Source organism: Micromonospora sp. NPDC050784, assembly GCF_044456765.1.
Lineage (GTDB): Bacteria > Actinomycetota > Actinomycetes > Mycobacteriales > Micromonosporaceae > Micromonospora > Micromonospora foliorum.
In genome coordinates this window covers 42,740-58,667 of record NZ_JBITGG010000002.1, presented here as the reverse complement: position 1 = coordinate 58,667, position 15,928 = coordinate 42,740, and the positions used below count along the sequence as shown (strand labels likewise).

The window sequence follows — 15,928 nt, the reverse complement described above, 5'->3', positions numbered from 1 at the left end:
CCGGTGCGGCGGCGCGGCACGGTCAGGGCCGGAGGTTGACGATCCAGCCGTAGAGGCCGCAGACCCAGAAGGCGAGCGGCACCAGCGAGATGATGAGCATGATCTCGGCGATGTCGAGCAGGCGGCCCCAGACCGGCGAGATGCGCTTGCCGGCGACGGTCAGACCGTAGATCAGGCTGATCACCGCGGCCAGCACCAGCCCGCCCAGGATCAGGCCGAGCCGGACCGGCAGCGACCCACCGGCGAAGGTGGTCGCGGCGGCCAGGCCCAGTCCCACGGTGCCGGCCAGCAGCACCGGGGTGCGCTGGGCCCGGCCCAGGAGGGGGCGGGCCCGCAGCAGCGCCAGGAGGGCCAGCACCAGGCACAGCAACACCGCGGGCAGGCGCCCGTCCAGCGCCAGCACGAGTTCCGCGCCGAGCACCAGCAGGGATACCGTCCACAACAGACCGGTCAGGAACTGGTCGGCGCGCTCACTCTGCTGGAGCACCTGCCGGCCGTCCACCGACTCGCTGTCGGTCTTCAGGTCCTCCGGACCGGTCGGGATCGACGGCACCGGCAGCCGGGCCAGCCGGTAGGCCATCATCGGCAGCGCCGGCACCACGCCGAACGCGACCGCCGCGACCACCGCGGCGGCGGCCGCCGCGTCGAGGCCGAGGACCAGGCAGAGCACCGCTCCCAGGCCGGTCGCGGCCGCCACCCCGATGGCGGCGAAGAAGAGGGGGTACCGGTCGCCGACCGCCAGTACGGCCACCGCGCCGGTCACCACCGCGGCGGTTGCCGCGAGCAGGACGTGCGGACTGGCCAGCTCGGTCAGCGATCGGTCGCCGGCGAGCAGCAGCAGGCCACCGGTGGCCGCGTGCGCCAGGCCGACCAGGGCCAGCACCGCGCCGATGCCACTGTCACCGGCGGCCCGGGACAGCACCGCGGCGCCCACCAACAGCGCCACCGCGACCAGCAGCGCGGCCAACGCGCCGGGCAGGTGCGGCGGGCCGGCGAAGAGGGCCGCCAACGCGCCGGCGCCGAGCGCCGCCGCCGCGAAGACCACCGCGAAGGAGCGGGTCGCGCCGACCTGCCAGGCGCCGGGGCGCTGGTTGGTCGCGGTGGCGACCGCGTCCACCACGTCGTCGAAGACGATCTCCGGCGCGGCGTCCGACCGCGGGTTGAAGTAGAGCACCTCGCCGTCGCGGACACTGAGCTGCGCCGCGGTACGACCACCGTCGAGGGGCGCACCGCCCAACCGGGACAGTGCCCAGCCGCCGTGCCGCGCACCCTCGTCGGCCATGTCCTCGCCGGCGTAGCGCAGCAGGGTGGGGAGCAGGTCGGCCAGCGGCACGTCCGACGGCAGCGCCAGATCCATCCGGGTACGCGGAGCCACGATGGTGATCCGGCTCAGACCACCGGTCGCCGTCTTCGTCGCCACTGTGGCCTCCAGGTGTGCGTCTGTGATCGGCTGTCTGTGATGCTGCGGTCCGGGTCCACCGCGCACACGGCAGATTACCTACGATGACGGCACGTACGATGCCCACCCACGGGCGGTGTTCCGCGGGCCGCACGTCATCAGGGCCGCTTCTGGGGAGGAGACAGCCGTGAGCACGGTGGTGTTCCGCCGGCTCCCGCGTCAGCCGGGGCCGGCCTTACCGCGCGGCGAGGTGCTGCTGGAGTCACCTCCCGAGCTGCCCGAGCCGACGCCCCGCGGGATGGGGCAGCTGCTCATGATCCTGCCGATGTTCTGCGGGGTCGGCGCCATGGCGTTCCTCTACGCGGGCAAGGGCGGCGGCATGATGACCTACGTCGCCGGTGGGCTGTTCGGTGTCTCGATGCTCGGCATGGCGATCGGTTCGCTGGCCAACAACGGTGGCAAGGACAAGGCCGAGCTGAACGCCGACCGCCGCGACTACATGCGCTACCTGGCGCAGATGCGCAAGCGCACCCGGCGTGCCGCCGAGCAGCAGCGGGCGGCGATGGCCTGGCGACACCCGGAGCCCGACGCGCTCTGGTCGATCGCCGCGTCCCGGCGACTCTGGGAGCGTCGGATCACCGAGGACGACTTCGGCGAGACCCGGATCGCCCTCGGCCCGCAGCGGCTCGCCGTGGAGATCGTCCCTCCGGAGACGAAGCCGGTGGAGGACCTGGAGCCGATGAGCGCCATCGCGCTCCGCCGCTTCGTCCGGGCACACTCGACGGTGCCCGATCTGCCGACGGCGCTGTCGGTGCGCGCGTTCAGTCGGGTGGTGCTGCGCGGCGACCGCGAGCCCGTGCTCGACCTGACCCGGGCGGCGCTGGGGCAGTTGGCGACCTTCCACGCACCTGACGACCTGGTGATCGCGGTGGTCGCGGCACCCGACCGGCAGTCGTCCTGGGGCTGGGTGAAGTGGCTGCCGCACGCCCACCACAGCGGTCGTACGGACGCGGCCGGCGCGCGCCGGCTGGTCTTCGCCAGCCTGGCCGAGGCCGAGGCGTCGCTCACCGCCGAGCTGGCCGGTCGGCCTCGGTTCGCGCCGGAGGCGAAGCCGCTGACCACGGCCCCACACCTGGTCGTGGTGATAGACGGTGGGGAGATCTCACCTACCTGCCAGCTGGTGGGCCCGGGGCTGCTCGGCGCCACCGTCATCGACCTCTCCGGCACGGTGCCGCGCGACGCCGGCCGCTGGCTGCTCTGCCTCGACGTGGGCGACGGAACCTCACTCGACCTGGTTCGGGGCAGCTCGTCGTCGACGCTGGGTCGGCCCGACCGGCTCAGCGCCGAGGCCGCCGAGGGGCTGGCCCGTCAGATCGCCCCCTTCCGGCTCTCCCAGCAGCAGACCGGTGGCGACGAGCCGCTGGCCCGCAGCACGGAACTGCCGGACCTGCTCGGCGTGGGTGACGCCGCGGCGGTGGACGTGCAGAACACCTGGCGTCCGCGTGGCCACCGCGACCGGCTGCGCATCCCCCTCGGTGTCGGCCCGGACGGCAACGTCGTCGAACTCGACTTCAAGGAGTCGGCGCACGAGGGCATGGGCCCGCACGGTCTGGTGATCGGCGCGACCGGGTCCGGCAAGAGTGAGCTACTGCGTACGGTGGTGGCCGCGTTGGCGGTGACCCACTCCTCGGAGGAACTGAACTTCGTCCTGGTGGACTTCAAGGGCGGCGCGACCTTCGCCTCGCTGGAGGCGCTGCCGCACACCAGCGCGGTGATCACCAACCTGGCCGACGAGCTGCCGCTGGTCGACCGGATGCGCGACGCGCTCGCCGGCGAGATGGTGCGCCGGCAGGAGCTGCTGCGCGCGGCCGGCAACTACGTCTCCCGCTTCGAGTACGAGAAGGCGCGCTCGGCCGGTGAGCCGCTGGCGCCGATGCCCAGCCTGTTGATCATCTGTGACGAGTTCAGCGAACTGCTCGCCGCCAAACCGGACTTCATCGACCTGTTCGTGATGATCGGCCGGTTGGGTCGGTCCCTCGGCGTGCACCTGCTGCTGGCCAGCCAGCGCCTCGAAGAGGGCAAGCTGCGGGGCCTCGACACGCACCTGTCGTACCGGATCGGTCTGCGGACGTTCTCCGCGGTGGAGAGCCGGATCGTGCTCGGCGTACCGGACGCGTACGAGCTGCCGAACGCGCCGGGCCACGGGTACCTGAAGACGGACACCAGCACGATGCTGCGGTTCCGGGCCGCGTACGTGTCGGGGGCGTACCGGGCGCCGGGCCAGCAGGCCTCCGCCTCGCAGGCGCTGGTGCAGCGGCGGATCGTGCCGTACGGCCTCGACTTCGTGCCGGTGCAGGTCCCGCAGGTGCCGGTGGACACCGCCCCGGAGCCCGAGCAGCCGGCCGACGGCAAGGCCGTGGCGATGCTCGACGTGCTGATCGACCAGCTCAAGGGTCGGGGCCGCCCGGCCCACCAGGTGTGGCTGCCGCCGCTGGCCGACCCACCGGGGCTGGGTGAGCTGCTCGGCCCGCTGGCGGTCGACCCGACCTACGGGCTGTGCACCGCGTCCTGGCCCGGGCGCGGGCGGCTGACCGTGCCGGTCGGCGTCGTGGACCGCCCCTACGAGCAGCGCCGGGACCCGATGATGGTCGAGCTGGCCGGGGCCGGCGGCAACGTGGTCATCGTCGGTCGGTCGCTCAGTGGCAAGAGCACGATGCTGCGTACGCTGCTCGCCTCGCTGGCGCTCACGCACACGCCACGGGAGGTGCAGTTCTTCTGCCTGGACTTCGGCGGGGGCGCGCTGCGCAGCATGGAGCGGTTGCCGCACATGGCCGGGGTGGCCGGTCGGCGCGACGTCGAGGCGGTCCGCCGGACGGTGGCCGAGGTGGTCGCCGTGTTGGACGAGCGGGAGGGTCGTTTCGCCCAGCACGGCATCGACTCGGTGGCGAGCTACCGTCGTCGCCGCGCCGCGGGTGAGTTCGCGGACGACCCGTTCGGCGACGTGTTCCTGGTGGTGGACGGGTGGAACACGCTGCGCCAGGAGTACGAGGAGTTGGAGCAGACCATCACCACGTTGGCCAACCGGGGCCTCGGCTTCGGTGTGCACGTGGTGCTCACCGCCGTGCGGTGGGCGGAGATCCGGATCAACATGCGGGATCTGCTCGGCACCAAGTTGGAGCTGCGCCTCGGCGACGCGTCGGAGTCCGAGATCGACCGCCGCGCCGCGAACAACGTGCCGGAGAAGTCGCCCGGTCGGGGCCTGACCCGGGACAAGCTGCACTTCCTCACCGCCATCTCGCGGATCGACGGTCGTCGCGACATCGACGATCTGAGCGAGGCCTCGCTGGCCCTGGCCGGGCACGTGGCGGCGAACTGGCCGGGTCGCCCCGCGCCGAAGGTGCGGTTGCTGCCGCGCCGGCTGCCGGTGGCGGAGCTGGCCCGGATCATCGACCGGTCGGCACCGGGGCTCCCGATCGGTGTCAACGAGTCGGCGCTCGCGCCGGTCTACCTGGACCTGGCCAACGAGCCGCACCTGACGGTCTTCGGCGACGCGGAGTGCGGCAAGACCAACCTGCTGCGTCTGATCGCCCGGGGAATCACCGAGCGGTACACCCCGGCGCAGGCCCGGCTGGTGATCGCCGACTACCGGCGTGGCCTGCTGGGCGCGGTGGAGGGTGACCACCTGCTCGACTACGCCCCGTCGAACCAGGCGTTCGCCCAGGGGCTCGGGTCGATCCGTAGCGCGCTCTCCAACCGCCTGCCCGGCCCGGACGTGACCACCGCCCAGCTGCGGGATCGGAGCTGGTGGAAGGGTCCGGACCTGTACATCCTGGTGGACGACTACGACTTGGTGGCCTCTGGCGGCAGCAACCCGCTCAGCGCCCTGCAGGAGCTGTTGCCGCAGGCCCGCGACATCGGTCTGCACCTGATCGTCACGCGCCGGGTCGGCGGTGTGTCCAGGGCGCTCTACGAGCCGGTGCTGCAACGGCTGCGCGAGTTGGACTCGCCCGGCCTGCTGATGTCCGGCAACCGGGAGGAGGGCGCGGTCTTCGGCACGTTGCGACCGAGCCCGCAACCGCCCGGCCGGGGCACCCTGGTTCGCCGACGCGATGGCCAGCAGCTGATTCAGACCGCCTGGTCTGAGCCGGCCTGAGCGAGGTCGGCCGTTCGGTAGGGGGTGGTCGGCCGTCTCGGCCCGATTCAACACCATCCATCGAACGTCACCGGTCAGGGCTGCGAGGGCTGGACAGGTTCCGCTACGGTCTTCACAGGAGTGTCCGTCGGTGGGGTGTTGCTGCCTTGCCGCGGGGGAGGGTGCGGCGAAGCCGCCACCACAACAGACGGAAGGGTGTGAAGCATGGCGTTCGAGGTCGAAGCTGCGACTCTGCATACCGCCGCGAGTGACGTGCGGTCCACGCGCAGCGAGGTCGACGGCGAGCTGAAGAAGCTGTGGAACGTGGTCGACGACCTGGCCATCGCGTGGAAGGGTCAGGCGTCCACGGGCTTCCAGTCGCTGATGACGCGCTGGAACGAGGACACCGTCAAACTGCTGACGGCGATGGACAGCATCGCTGACCTGCTCGACAAGTCGGGTACGACGCACCAGGTCAACGACGAAGAGCAGCAGCAGATGCTGGACAAGTTCCACTCTGCTCTCAACCCGTGATCCGCAGCCGGCAGAGGAGGAAATCGTGACGATCAAAGTTGACTATGCGGTCCTCGAGAGCAGCAACCAGCAGATGCAGGCCATCTCGAAGACCCTCGAGGAAAAGCTTGACACGCTGCGGTCGATGCTGACCAAGCTGCACTGGGACGGCGAGGACCGGGTTGCCTACGAGCAGCACCAGGCGAAGTGGGACACGGCGGTCCGGGACATCAACCGGATCCTGAACGAGATCGGCGGTGCCGTGGGCATCGCCCGCGAAAACTACCTCACCACGGAGATGAGCAACTCCAAGGTGTGGAGCTGAGGCATTCGCACGAGCGGCTCCGGTCCGGTTCGTCCGGCCCGGAGCCGCACCGTGTTGGCGGCTCCGCGTTGGCGTAGGCGTCGGCGCCGCGCTGCGGTACGCCGCTCAGCCGGCGGTTGGCGCGTCGGTGCGTCGGCCGGGGCGCCAGTCGCGTCGGCGGCCCCGGGCCATGATCGGTCGCGCGACCAGCAGCAGCCCGGCGAGCAGAGCGCCGACGACCGCCGCCCAGATCGCGGCGGGGCGCTGCCAGCTCAGCGGGTCGTCCCGTACGGCGGGGGCCGGGAGCGCACCGGCGGGCGGGTTCGCCCGGGTGCCGAGCAGACTCGACACCGCCCGGTACGGGTTGACCATCCCGTGGCCGATGTCGGCGTTCTGACCCTCCGGTGGGTTGTCCGCGGTGCGTTTCAGCCGATCCGCGACCTGCTGCGGGTTGAGACCCGGGTAGGCGGCCCGGACCAGAGCGGCCACTCCCGAGACGTACGCGGCGGCGTAACTGGTGCCGCCCTCCGGCACGGTGCGGTAGCCGGTGTTTCCGGGCGCCGGCCCGACGATGTTCATCCCCGGTGCGGCGATGTCGACGTAGTCGCCGCTGATCGAGGTGCCGACGTGGCCGCCCTGCTCGTCCACCCCACCGACCGCGATCACCCCGGGGTACGCGGCCGGGTAGCCCGGCCGGTTCTGGGAGTCTTCGGTCCGGTTGCCCGCGGCGGCGACCAGCACCACCCCTTTGGCCAGCGCGCGCTCGACGGCCGCCGTCAGTTCGGGGCGGGGAATCGTCGTCAGGGACAGGTTGATCACGTCGGCGCCCTGGTCGACCGCCCAGTCGATGGCCGCCGCGATCTGCGCGGGGAGCTGCGGGTTGCTGACCTCCCCGAGCTGCGGCAGGACCCGGATCGGCAGGATGCGGGCAGCCGGGGCGATGCCGCTGAAGGGGACGACCGTGCCCTCCCGACCCGCGATGATGCCGGCGATCAGCGTGCCGTGCCCGGCCTCGTCGCACTGGCCCTGCCGGGCCGGCAGGCCATTGAAGTCGCGACCCTCGAGAACCTGGCCCTTGAGGAGCGGGTGGGCGGCGGAGACTCCGGAGTCGATCACGGCCACCGTGACCCCGGCGCCCCGGGACAGCGGCCACGCCGAGGATGGCTCCAGCCGGCGTAGCGCCCACGGGAGCTGGGTCAGGTTCTCGGTGCCGGAGGGACCGCAGATGGGCGGCGCGGCGTTCGCGGGGGAGGGTGCCACCAGGCCGGCGCCGAGCAGGGCCGCCAGCGCTCCACTGAGGACGCCGCGAAGGGCACGGCGGGACGGGGTCGTGCTCAACGGCGGGCATTCGCGCACCGGCAAAGGTTACCGCCGTGACCGTCGGGCGGCGGCCCCCGGTGACCAGGGTCAGGCCCGGGGGGACGCCTTCGACGTGGGAGTGTCGGCGAAGAGCGCGAGCAGGTCGCCGACCTGCCGGTCGGCCTCGGCGGGGTGCCGGAACCGGCCGGCCGGGTTGAGGGTGTACTCGTTGCGTCGCCCGACCCGGGTGCGGTGCAGGTAGCCGCCCGCCTCCAGGTCGGCGACGATCGCCTGCGCGGCCCGTTCGGTCACGCCGACCTCGGCCGCGACGTCGCGCAGCCGGGCGGTCGGATCGCGGGCGATGGCCAGCAGGACGTGCCCGTGGTTGGTGAGGAACGTCCAGTTCCGTCCGCCGCCGGTGTCGCCCGTCACGGTGCTCGCCATCGTGTGACCGCCTTTCCGGATGTCCGCCTGCCCTCACGAGAGTCTTGTCCGCCCTGCCCGGGGAAGGTTGCCCAGGGGGCGGCCGGAGTCAACGTATGAAATCTAAATCACGCATACCTTGACGCATCTTACGGTGCGTGTGACGGTGGAGCGCGAGCCAGCGCCCGCCGCCCGGCCGGCGGAGAGCCGGTTTGACCAGGTCAGATGCGTCGAGACGAGGTGCGGGATGAGTCATACCGGGAACTCCGGCGGTCAGCCGGGTCCGCAGCGGACCACCGACCGGGCGCTCGCCCTCAGCGAGCCGACCCGGGCGTACGCCGAGCTGATCGCCGGCAACCGGCGCTTCGTCGGGGGTGCCCCACGCCACCCCAACCAGGATGCCGAGCACCGGGCCGCCGTGGCCGACGGGCAACACCCGTTCGCGGTGATCGTCGGCTGCTCCGACTCCCGGCTGGCCGCCGAGATCATCTTCGACCGCGGGCTCGGCGACCTGTTCGTGGTCCGCACGGCCGGGCACACCGCCGGCCCCGAGGTGCTCGGCAGCGTCGAGTACGCGGTGACCGTGCTCGGCACTCCGCTGGTGGTGGTGCTCGGTCACGACTCGTGCGGTGCGGTGCAGGCGGCCCGGGAGGCCGCCGCCACCGGTACCGCGCCGAGTGGGCATCTGCGCGCCGTGGTCGACGCCGTGCTGCCCAGCCTGCGTCGGGCCGATGCCGAGGGCGTGGATGACATCGACGGCATCGTCGACATCCACATCGCACAGACCGTCGAGACGTTGCTCGGGCAGTCTTCCGTGCTGGCCGACGAGGTGGCGCGGGGGCGGTGCGCGGTGGTGGGGGTGTCCTACCGGCTGGCCGCCGGGGCGGTGCGTCAGGTGGCCGCCGTGCCGGCTGGCTTCGCGACGCTGGACACCCCGGCCGGATCGTCCGAGTCGACCGACCCGGCCGCGCCTGCCACCGTCTGACGCGACGAGGGCCGCTCCGCGTCACGCGGAACGGCCCTCAACGGTGATCGTGCGGGTCAGAGCAGCGACATGTGGACGTGGTCGGTGTGGTTCGACGGCCCGCTGTACGAACTCCAGCCGGTGGCCGGGAACCAGATCTGCCGGTTCCAGATGACGTAGTAGATGCCGAGCCGGTCGGCGTTACGGATGAGGAACGCGGCGACGTTGTTGCCGTACGTCCGAGTGTCCTCGTTGTGCCACGGGGAGAAGCCGCTCTTCTGCAGCGACCAGTCGCAGGCGCGGCCCTTCGGGTGCTCCCACGGCCCGCCGGGGCGGTAGCAGCCGACGAACCGGTTGAAGCCGGCCCGCTTGACCTCCTTGTACGCGTGCAGCGTGCGCGGCGTGATGCAGCCGGACGTGGTGGGGTCGTTCTCGCTGCACGACTGGGGCTTCCAGTCACCGTCGGCCGTGCGACCCGGGCCGATCTTCGCGACCGGTGAGGTGGCGTCCACCAGGCCGCCGGTGAAGCCCTTTCCACCGACGAGGGAGAGCGCCTTGTCGGCCTCGCTCTTCCGCTTGGCCATCAGGGCGGTCTGCTTCTGCTGCTCCCGGACCTCCGTGTCGAGGGCCAGCTTCGCCTGCTCGGCGCGGGCCTTCACCTCGTTGACCTCGGAGAGCTTCTTCTCGTTGACCATGTTCATCTCGTCGAGCATCCCGGCGCGCCGGACGAACGAGTCGGGAGCTTCGCTCTCCAGCAGCATCGCGACCGCGCCGATCCGGCCGGTCCGGTACGCCTGGGCGGCGATCTGCCCGACCTGCGGAGCCAACGCGTCCAGGTCGGCCTTGGCCCGGTCGACCTCTGCGGCCAACTCGCCCTGCCGCTTCTTTGACTTGTCCAGCTTGGACTTGGCTGCGGAGTAGTCGCGGTTGGCCTGCTCGATGACGTCGTTGAGCAACTTGGGTTCGCCGTCCTCCTCGTGCCCGGACGGTGTGGGGGTCGTCGGGGCGGCGTGGGCCGGGAGGGGCCCGGCGAGCACGGTCAGTGCGGCGATCACGGCCACCACGGGTGTCATCCAGCGGCGTAGGGGTGCCGTCACAATGTTCCCTTCCGTCGACCGCCGACCGGGTTAGCTGACGGGTTCGGGGCGGAAGTGGCCCCTACCGCTGACGCGGATTCACCCCAGGTACCTGGGTCCCCGGCTCGCCGGCTGGCGATTGGGCGGTGGCACCGCAGGCGCCGCTTCGCGCCTTCATCGGTAACCGGCAGCGAGGTTACCCGAGAGTCGACCGGGTGAGCTACGCCTGGATGCCGACCAAAAGCGTCATTTCGCCATAGCGTTGAGTGACCAGTGACGCGGTTCTCAGGGTGGATGCCCGATCTGGTCACGCTGAGGAGTGTCACCATGCCGTATCCGTGCTCCTGTTCGACTCCGGCCACCGGTCGGTGGCCTCGGATGGGGGTGCGGGCCGCGTCCGGTCCGGCTCGTCGGAGCCGGCCTTCCGCGGTGAGCTGAGTGCGGCCAGTGCCTCGGTGCGGTCCGGCTGGGGCCGGGGCGCGGGAGCGTCGGTGGACGGCGTGGCCTCGGTGCGCCCGGCGGCGGTCACCACCGCGGCCAGCCCGGTGGTCAGCGGTACGGCGGCGATCAGACCGAGGGTGGCGACCGCGCTGCGGACGATCTCCTGCGCGAGGAACTCACTGGTGAGGATCTGCCCGATCGGCCGCGAGTCGGCGGTGAGCAGGAGCAGCAGGGGCAGTGACGCGCCCGCGTACGCCAGCACGATGGTGTTGACAGTGGAGGCGATGTGCGCGCGGCCGACCCGGGTGGCCGCCCGGTACAGCTGCAACCGGGTCAGCCCGGGGTTGGCGTTGGCCAGCTCGGTGACGGTGGCCGCCTGGGTGACCGTCACGTCGTCGAGCACCCCGAGCGATCCGATGATGATCCCGGCGAGCAGTAGACCGTGCAGGTCCACGTCGCCCTGGAACATCGACAGGGTGGTGGCGTCTTCGCTGCCGAAGCCGGTGAGGTGGGTCGCGGCCGTGGCGATGGTGGCGAGCACGCCGGTCAGCACCAGGCTGCCCAGGGTGCCGAGCACCGCGACCGAGGTCTGCGCGGTGACCCCGTGCGTCAGATAGAGCACCACGAACATGATCAGGGCCGCGCCGACCACCGCCACCAGCAGTGGCGACCTGCCGGCGCCGATGCCCGGCAACACGAAGGTGAGCAGGATGGCGAAGCTGGCGGCCAGCCCGGCGAGCGCGGCCAGGCCCCGCCACCGACCGAACGCGACGATCGCGGCCGCGAAGACCACCGCCAGCCACACCATCGGGGTGCCGCGTTGGTGCTCGGCGATGTTCCAGTTGCTGGTGGTGGGATCGGTCGGATCGGCCAGCTCGACCAGGATGACCTCGTCACCGACCTCGACCCGGGGCGCGCCAGGCCCGTCGGGCACCGGTGTCCGTACCTGTTGGCCGGCGGCCGGCCCGTCGTCCACCCGGACGTCGACCGTGCCGCACCGCCCGTCGCCGACCCTCGGTGTGCCCTCGGGAACCGACGGCACCGGCGGGCACGGCTCACTCACCACCCGGGTGACCGTGCCCGGGTAGCGCGGCACGTCCGCACCACCATCGGTCTGCGGTGACCCGCCGCGCGGCCAGAGCAGCGCCGCGGCGAGCACGGTGGCGACGAAGAGGGGTACCACCGTCACGACGAGGATCCGTCGCACCCGTGGTGGGGCGGACGGCGCGGGGTGAGTGTGGTCGGCGGCCAAGGCGAGAACTCCCAACGATCCGGTGCGGGGTACGGGTCAGCGTGCCGGGCGGTTCACCGTTTCGGTGGAAACGCTGCGGACGGCGCGGCGGATCGCTGCCTGATCACCACTTGATCACGGACGGTCAGTGCTCGGCCCGGTCGGCCGGGGGCGACGCCACATCGCGGCGGCGCCGGTGCCCGACTGTGCAGCGGCATACGGAGGGCCATCGTGGGAGATGCTAGCCAGCCCAACCGAGGGTCGCAGGTCGTGGCGGAGTGTCGGGCGGCCGAACCGCCCGCGTGGGGGACCCCGGCCCGTCAGCCGCGCTTCATGAGCCGGCCGACCGCCGCCATCATCTCGGTGGCCATCTCGTCGGCCCGACCCTCGGCGGCGCCCTCGTGCATGCAGTGCCGGGCGTGCCCGTCGAGCAGCCCCAGGGCCACCTTGTCGAGGGCGGCCTGGATCGCGGAGATCTGGGTGAGCACGTCGATGCAGTAGCGGTCGTCGTCGACCATCTTCTCGATGCCCCGGACCTGCCCCTCAACGCGGCGGAGCCGCGCGAGCAGCTGGTCCTTGCTGGCGGTGTATCCGCGGATCGGGGTGGGTGCGGTCATGTCGACCAGGATAGCGTACCCCCAGGGGGTATGGTACGGTCGTGTCCGGATGAGATACCCCCACCGGGTACCCGTACCGTAAAGGAGACGCTCCGATGGTCAACACGACGTATCAGGTGCAGGGCATGACCTGTGGGCACTGCGTCAGCGCGGTCAGCGCCGAGGTCAGCGCCATCGCGGGCGTGCGTGACGTCCAGGTCGACCTCGCCGCCGGCCGGGTCACCGTCAGCAGCGACCAGCCGCTGGACACCGCGGTTGTCCGGGCCGCCGTCGACGAGGCCGGCTACGACCTCGTCGACGCGTGATCGGCGGGCCGGCGTGCGTACGGTGACGAGACTGGCCGGGTTCGCCGTCGGCCTGGCGGCGGTCTTCGGCGCGACCTACGGGGTCGGCCGGGTCGTCGACCGCACCCCGGTGGTCGAGGGCCGGCACGACGGCGCCGCCGCCCATGCGACTGGCGAGCACCACGAGACTGCCGCCCGGCTTCCCGGCGGCCTGCTCGTCTCCGACCGGGGCTACACCCTCGAACGGGTCGACTCCCCGGCCGACGAGTTCGCCTTCCGGATCGCCGGCCCGGACGGCCGCCCGGTCACCCGGTACGAGGTGGCGCACGACAAGCTGATGCACCTGATCGTCGCCCGGCGGGACCTCTCCGGCTTCCGCCACGTCCACCCCGAGCTCGCCCCGGACGGCACCTGGCGGGTCGACACCCCGCTGGCCGGCCCCGGGCAGTGGCGGGCGTTCGCCGACTTCACCCCGACCGGAGGCGAGCCGCTGACCCTCGGCGTGGACGTGACCGTTCCCGGTGAGCTGACCGAACGGCCGTTGCCCGCCCCGGCGACCAGCACCACCGTCGACGACTACACGGTCACCCTGACCGGAGCGCCGCAGCCCGGCCGCACGTCGTCGCTGACCCTGACCGTCAGCCGCAACGGGCGACCGGTCACCGACCTGGAGCCCTACCTGGGCGCGTACGGGCACCTGGTGGCGCTGCGCCGGGGTGATCTGGCGTACCTGCACGTGCACCCGGACGGCATGCCCGGCGATGGGCGCACCCGGCCCGGTCCGGCCGTCACCTTCCTCGCCGAGGTGCCCTCGGCGGGCAGCTACCGGCTCTACCTCGACTTCCAACACGGCGGGCGGGTGCACACCGCCGAGTTCACGGTGGTCGCCGGCGCCGCACCGACCGGAACAGCCCCCACCCCGAGCGGACCCGCGCCGACCGGCGGGGCCGACCACGGCACCCCCGGGCACGGACACAACTGACGGGACCAGACGATGACCACCACCAGCAGACCGCTGCCCGAGGCACCCAACCGGATCGAGTTGGCGATCGGCGGGATGACCTGCGCCGCGTGCGCCGCCCGGATCGAGAAGAAGCTCAACCGGATGGACGGGGTGAGCGCCACCGTCAACTACGCCACCGAGAAGGCGACCGTCCGGTACGCCGACGGCGTCACGCCGGACGACCTGATCGGGACCGTGCAGAAGACCGGCTACACGGCGGCGCTGCCGGCCCCGCCCAGCGCGGAAGCTCCGGTGGACCCGTTGCGGGCGCCGCGTACCCGGCTCTGGGTCTCGGTGGCCCTGAGCGTGCCGGTGGTCCTGCTGGCGATGGTCCCGGCCTGGCAGTTCGACTACTGGCAGTGGCTGTCGCTGACCCTGGCCGCCCCGGTGGTGGTCTGGGGTGGGCTGCCGTTCCACCGGGCCGCCTGGACCAACCTGCGGCACGGCGCGGCCACCATGGACACCCTGGTGTCGCTCGGCACCCTGGCCGCGTTCGGCTGGTCGCTCTGGGCGCTCTTCCTCGGTGACGCGGGGATGCCCGGGATGACGCACCCGTTCCGCTTCGACATCACCCGGACCGACGGCGCCGGCAACATCTACCTGGAGGCGGCCGCCGGGGTCACCGTGTTCATCCTGGCCGGTCGCTACTTCGAGGCCCGGTCCAAGCGCACCGCCGGCGCCGCCCTGCGCGCCCTGCTCGACCTCGGCGCCAAGGACGTGGCGGTGCTGCGCGACGGCGTGGAGACCCTGATCCCGGTGGACCGGCTCGCCGTCGGTGACCGGTTCGTGGTCCGTCCCGGGGAAAAGATCGCCACCGACGGGGTGGTCGAGGAGGGCACCTCCGCGGTCGACGCCAGCATGCTCACCGGTGAGTCGGTGCCGGTCGAGGTCGCCCCGGGTGACGGTGTGGTCGGCGCCACGATCAACGCCGGTGGACGGCTGATCGTCACCGCCACCCGGGTCGGCGCGGACACCCAGCTCGCCCGGATGGCCGACCTGGTCGAGCAGGCGCAGAGCGGCAAGGCGGCCGTGCAGCGACTGGCGGACCGGATCTCCGGTGTCTTCGTACCGATCGTCATCACCCTCGCCGTCGGCACGCTCGGCTGGTGGCTCGGCACCGGGGCCGGCCCGACCGCCGCGTTCACCGCCGCCGTGGCCGTGCTGATCATCGCCTGTCCGTGCGCGCTCGGCCTGGCCACCCCGACCGCGCTGCTGGTCGGCACCGGTCGGGGCGCCCAGCTCGGTGTGCTGATCAAGGGCCCGGAGGTGCTGGAGTCGACCCGCCGGGTGGACACCGTGGTGCTCGACAAGACCGGCACGGTGACGACCGGCCGGATGACACTGGTGGACGTGGTGCCGGCCAGCGGTGTGGACCGGGCCGAGCTGCTCCGGCTGGCCGGGGCGGTGGAGGCCGCCTCCGAGCACCCGCTCGCCCGTGCGGTTGCCGCCGCTGCCGCCGACGCGGGTGCGTTGCCCCCGGTGGCCGCCTTCGGCAACCTCGAAGGGCTGGGGGTGACCGGCACGGTCGACGGCCGGGCCGTCCTGGTCGGCCGGGTCCGGCTGCTGCGCGAGCACAAGATCGACGTACCGCCGGAAATCGAGTGGGCCGTGCGCGACGCGGAGGCCGCCGGCCGGACGGCCATCGTCGCCGGTTGGGACGGGCGGGCCCGGGGCGTGCTCACGGTCGCCGACGTGGTCCGGCCGACCAGTAATGCGGCGGTGGCCCGGCTGCGCGGGCTGGGGCTGACCCCGGTCCTGCTGACCGGGGACAACGCCACCGTGGCTCGCGCGGTCGCCGCCGAGGTCGGCGTCGACGAGGTGATCGCCGAGGTGCTGCCGGCCGGAAAGGTCGACGTGATCAAGCGGCTCCAGGCCGAGGGGCGATCGGTGGCGATGGTCGGTGACGGGGTCAACGACGCCCCCGCGCTGGCCCAGGCCGACCTGGGGCTGGCCATGGGCACCGGCACCGACGTGGCGATCGAGGCGGCCGACCTCACCCTCGTCCGGGGCGACCTGGACGCCGCGGTGGACGCCATCCGGTTGTCCCGACGCACGCTCGGCATCATCCGGGGCAACCTGTTCTGGGCGTTCGGCTACAACGTGGCGGCCCTGCCGTTGGCCGCCGCCGGGCTACTCAACCCGATGATCGCGGGCGCCACGATGGCGCTGTCCTCGGTCTTCGTGGTGGCCAACAGCCTGCGCCTGCGTCGCTTTCGTCCGGCCGCCGCCGATCTGTGACGAC

The 15,928-nt window shown here is 72.3% G+C and carries 13 protein-coding genes and 1 riboswitch; of the genes, 7 read left to right on the top strand and 6 right to left on the bottom strand.

The features are described 5' to 3' along the window. Positions 1-22: 22 nt before the first annotated feature. The gene (gene eccD / locus ACIBD9_RS02685; protein WP_396713919.1) at positions 23-1,420 is read right to left on the bottom strand and encodes a type VII secretion integral membrane protein EccD; all 1,398 of its coding nucleotides are present in this window, start codon (positions 1,418-1,420) and stop codon (positions 23-25) included. Between the two features lie 166 nt (positions 1,421-1,586). Between eccD and eccCa the strand changes: the two genes are divergently transcribed. The 3 genes from eccCa to ACIBD9_RS02670 all read left to right on the top strand — a co-directional run bounded on the left by eccCa (position 1,587) and on the right by ACIBD9_RS02670 (position 6,369). After that, on the top strand, positions 1,587-5,552 hold the full coding sequence (gene eccCa, locus ACIBD9_RS02680) for a type VII secretion protein EccCa (RefSeq protein WP_396713917.1): 3,966 nt from the start codon (positions 1,587-1,589) through the stop codon (positions 5,550-5,552). 204 nt (positions 5,553-5,756) lie between these two features. Continuing rightward, the gene (locus ACIBD9_RS02675) at positions 5,757-6,065 is read left to right on the top strand and encodes a WXG100 family type VII secretion target (protein WP_030329557.1); all 309 of its coding nucleotides are present in this window, start codon (positions 5,757-5,759) and stop codon (positions 6,063-6,065) included. 25 nt (positions 6,066-6,090) lie between these two features. Then, positions 6,091-6,369 carry a WXG100 family type VII secretion target gene (locus ACIBD9_RS02670; RefSeq protein WP_396713915.1) on the top strand — a complete coding sequence of 93 codons (279 nt, stop codon included), beginning with the start codon at positions 6,091-6,093 and terminating at the stop codon, positions 6,367-6,369. A gap of 105 nt (positions 6,370-6,474) precedes the next feature. On the opposite strand, the gene mycP is transcribed toward ACIBD9_RS02670, so the two are convergent. Together mycP and ACIBD9_RS02660 are read right to left on the bottom strand one after the other, a co-directional pair. Beyond that, entirely contained in the window at positions 6,475-7,704 is a 1,230-nt protein-coding gene (gene mycP / locus ACIBD9_RS02665) for a type VII secretion-associated serine protease mycosin (protein WP_396713913.1), read from the bottom strand. A gap of 51 nt (positions 7,705-7,755) precedes the next feature. Further along, positions 7,756-8,091 carry a helix-turn-helix transcriptional regulator gene (locus tag ACIBD9_RS02660; RefSeq protein WP_387171082.1) on the bottom strand — a complete coding sequence of 112 codons (336 nt, stop codon included), beginning with the start codon at positions 8,089-8,091 and terminating at the stop codon, positions 7,756-7,758. Between the two features lie 226 nt (positions 8,092-8,317). Between ACIBD9_RS02660 and ACIBD9_RS02655 the strand changes: the two genes are divergently transcribed. Next, positions 8,318-9,055 carry a carbonic anhydrase gene (locus tag ACIBD9_RS02655; protein ID WP_396713910.1) on the top strand — a complete coding sequence of 246 codons (738 nt, stop codon included), beginning with the start codon at positions 8,318-8,320 and terminating at the stop codon, positions 9,053-9,055. Between the two features lie 56 nt (positions 9,056-9,111). Here the strand turns inward: ACIBD9_RS02655 and ACIBD9_RS02650 are convergent, their stop codons facing one another. The 3 genes from ACIBD9_RS02650 to ACIBD9_RS02640 all read right to left on the bottom strand — a co-directional run bounded on the left by ACIBD9_RS02650 (position 9,112) and on the right by ACIBD9_RS02640 (position 12,399). Further along, positions 9,112-10,131, bottom strand: a complete 1,020-nt coding sequence (locus ACIBD9_RS02650) for a coiled-coil domain-containing protein (protein ID WP_387171086.1) — start codon at positions 10,129-10,131, stop codon at positions 9,112-9,114. A 4-nt stretch (positions 10,132-10,135) separates the two neighbouring features. After that, positions 10,136-10,266: riboswitch (cyclic di-AMP (ydaO/yuaA leader) on the bottom strand. 166 nt (positions 10,267-10,432) lie between these two features. Continuing rightward, positions 10,433-11,803, bottom strand: coding sequence for a YibE/F family protein (locus ACIBD9_RS02645; protein WP_396713908.1), 1,371 nt, complete (start codon positions 11,801-11,803; stop codon positions 10,433-10,435). Positions 11,804-12,102: 299 nt separating this feature from the next. Further along, complete coding sequence (locus ACIBD9_RS02640) at positions 12,103-12,399, bottom strand: metal-sensitive transcriptional regulator (protein ID WP_030329541.1); 297 nt, start codon at positions 12,397-12,399, stop codon at positions 12,103-12,105. A 95-nt stretch (positions 12,400-12,494) separates the two neighbouring features. Here ACIBD9_RS02640 and ACIBD9_RS02635 point away from each other — a divergent pair, with 95 nt between their 5' ends. The 3 genes from ACIBD9_RS02635 to ACIBD9_RS02625 are packed head-to-tail and all read left to right on the top strand — an operon-like array spanning position 12,495 to position 15,924. Next, entirely contained in the window at positions 12,495-12,704 is a 210-nt protein-coding gene (locus ACIBD9_RS02635) for a heavy-metal-associated domain-containing protein (RefSeq protein WP_387171090.1), read from the top strand. Positions 12,705-12,717: 13 nt separating this feature from the next. Next, complete coding sequence (locus ACIBD9_RS02630) at positions 12,718-13,665, top strand: hypothetical protein (protein ID WP_396713905.1); 948 nt, start codon at positions 12,718-12,720, stop codon at positions 13,663-13,665. 12 nt (positions 13,666-13,677) lie between these two features. Then, positions 13,678-15,924, top strand: coding sequence for a heavy metal translocating P-type ATPase (locus ACIBD9_RS02625; protein ID WP_396713903.1), 2,247 nt, complete (start codon positions 13,678-13,680; stop codon positions 15,922-15,924). Positions 15,925-15,928: the final 4 nt, after the last annotated feature.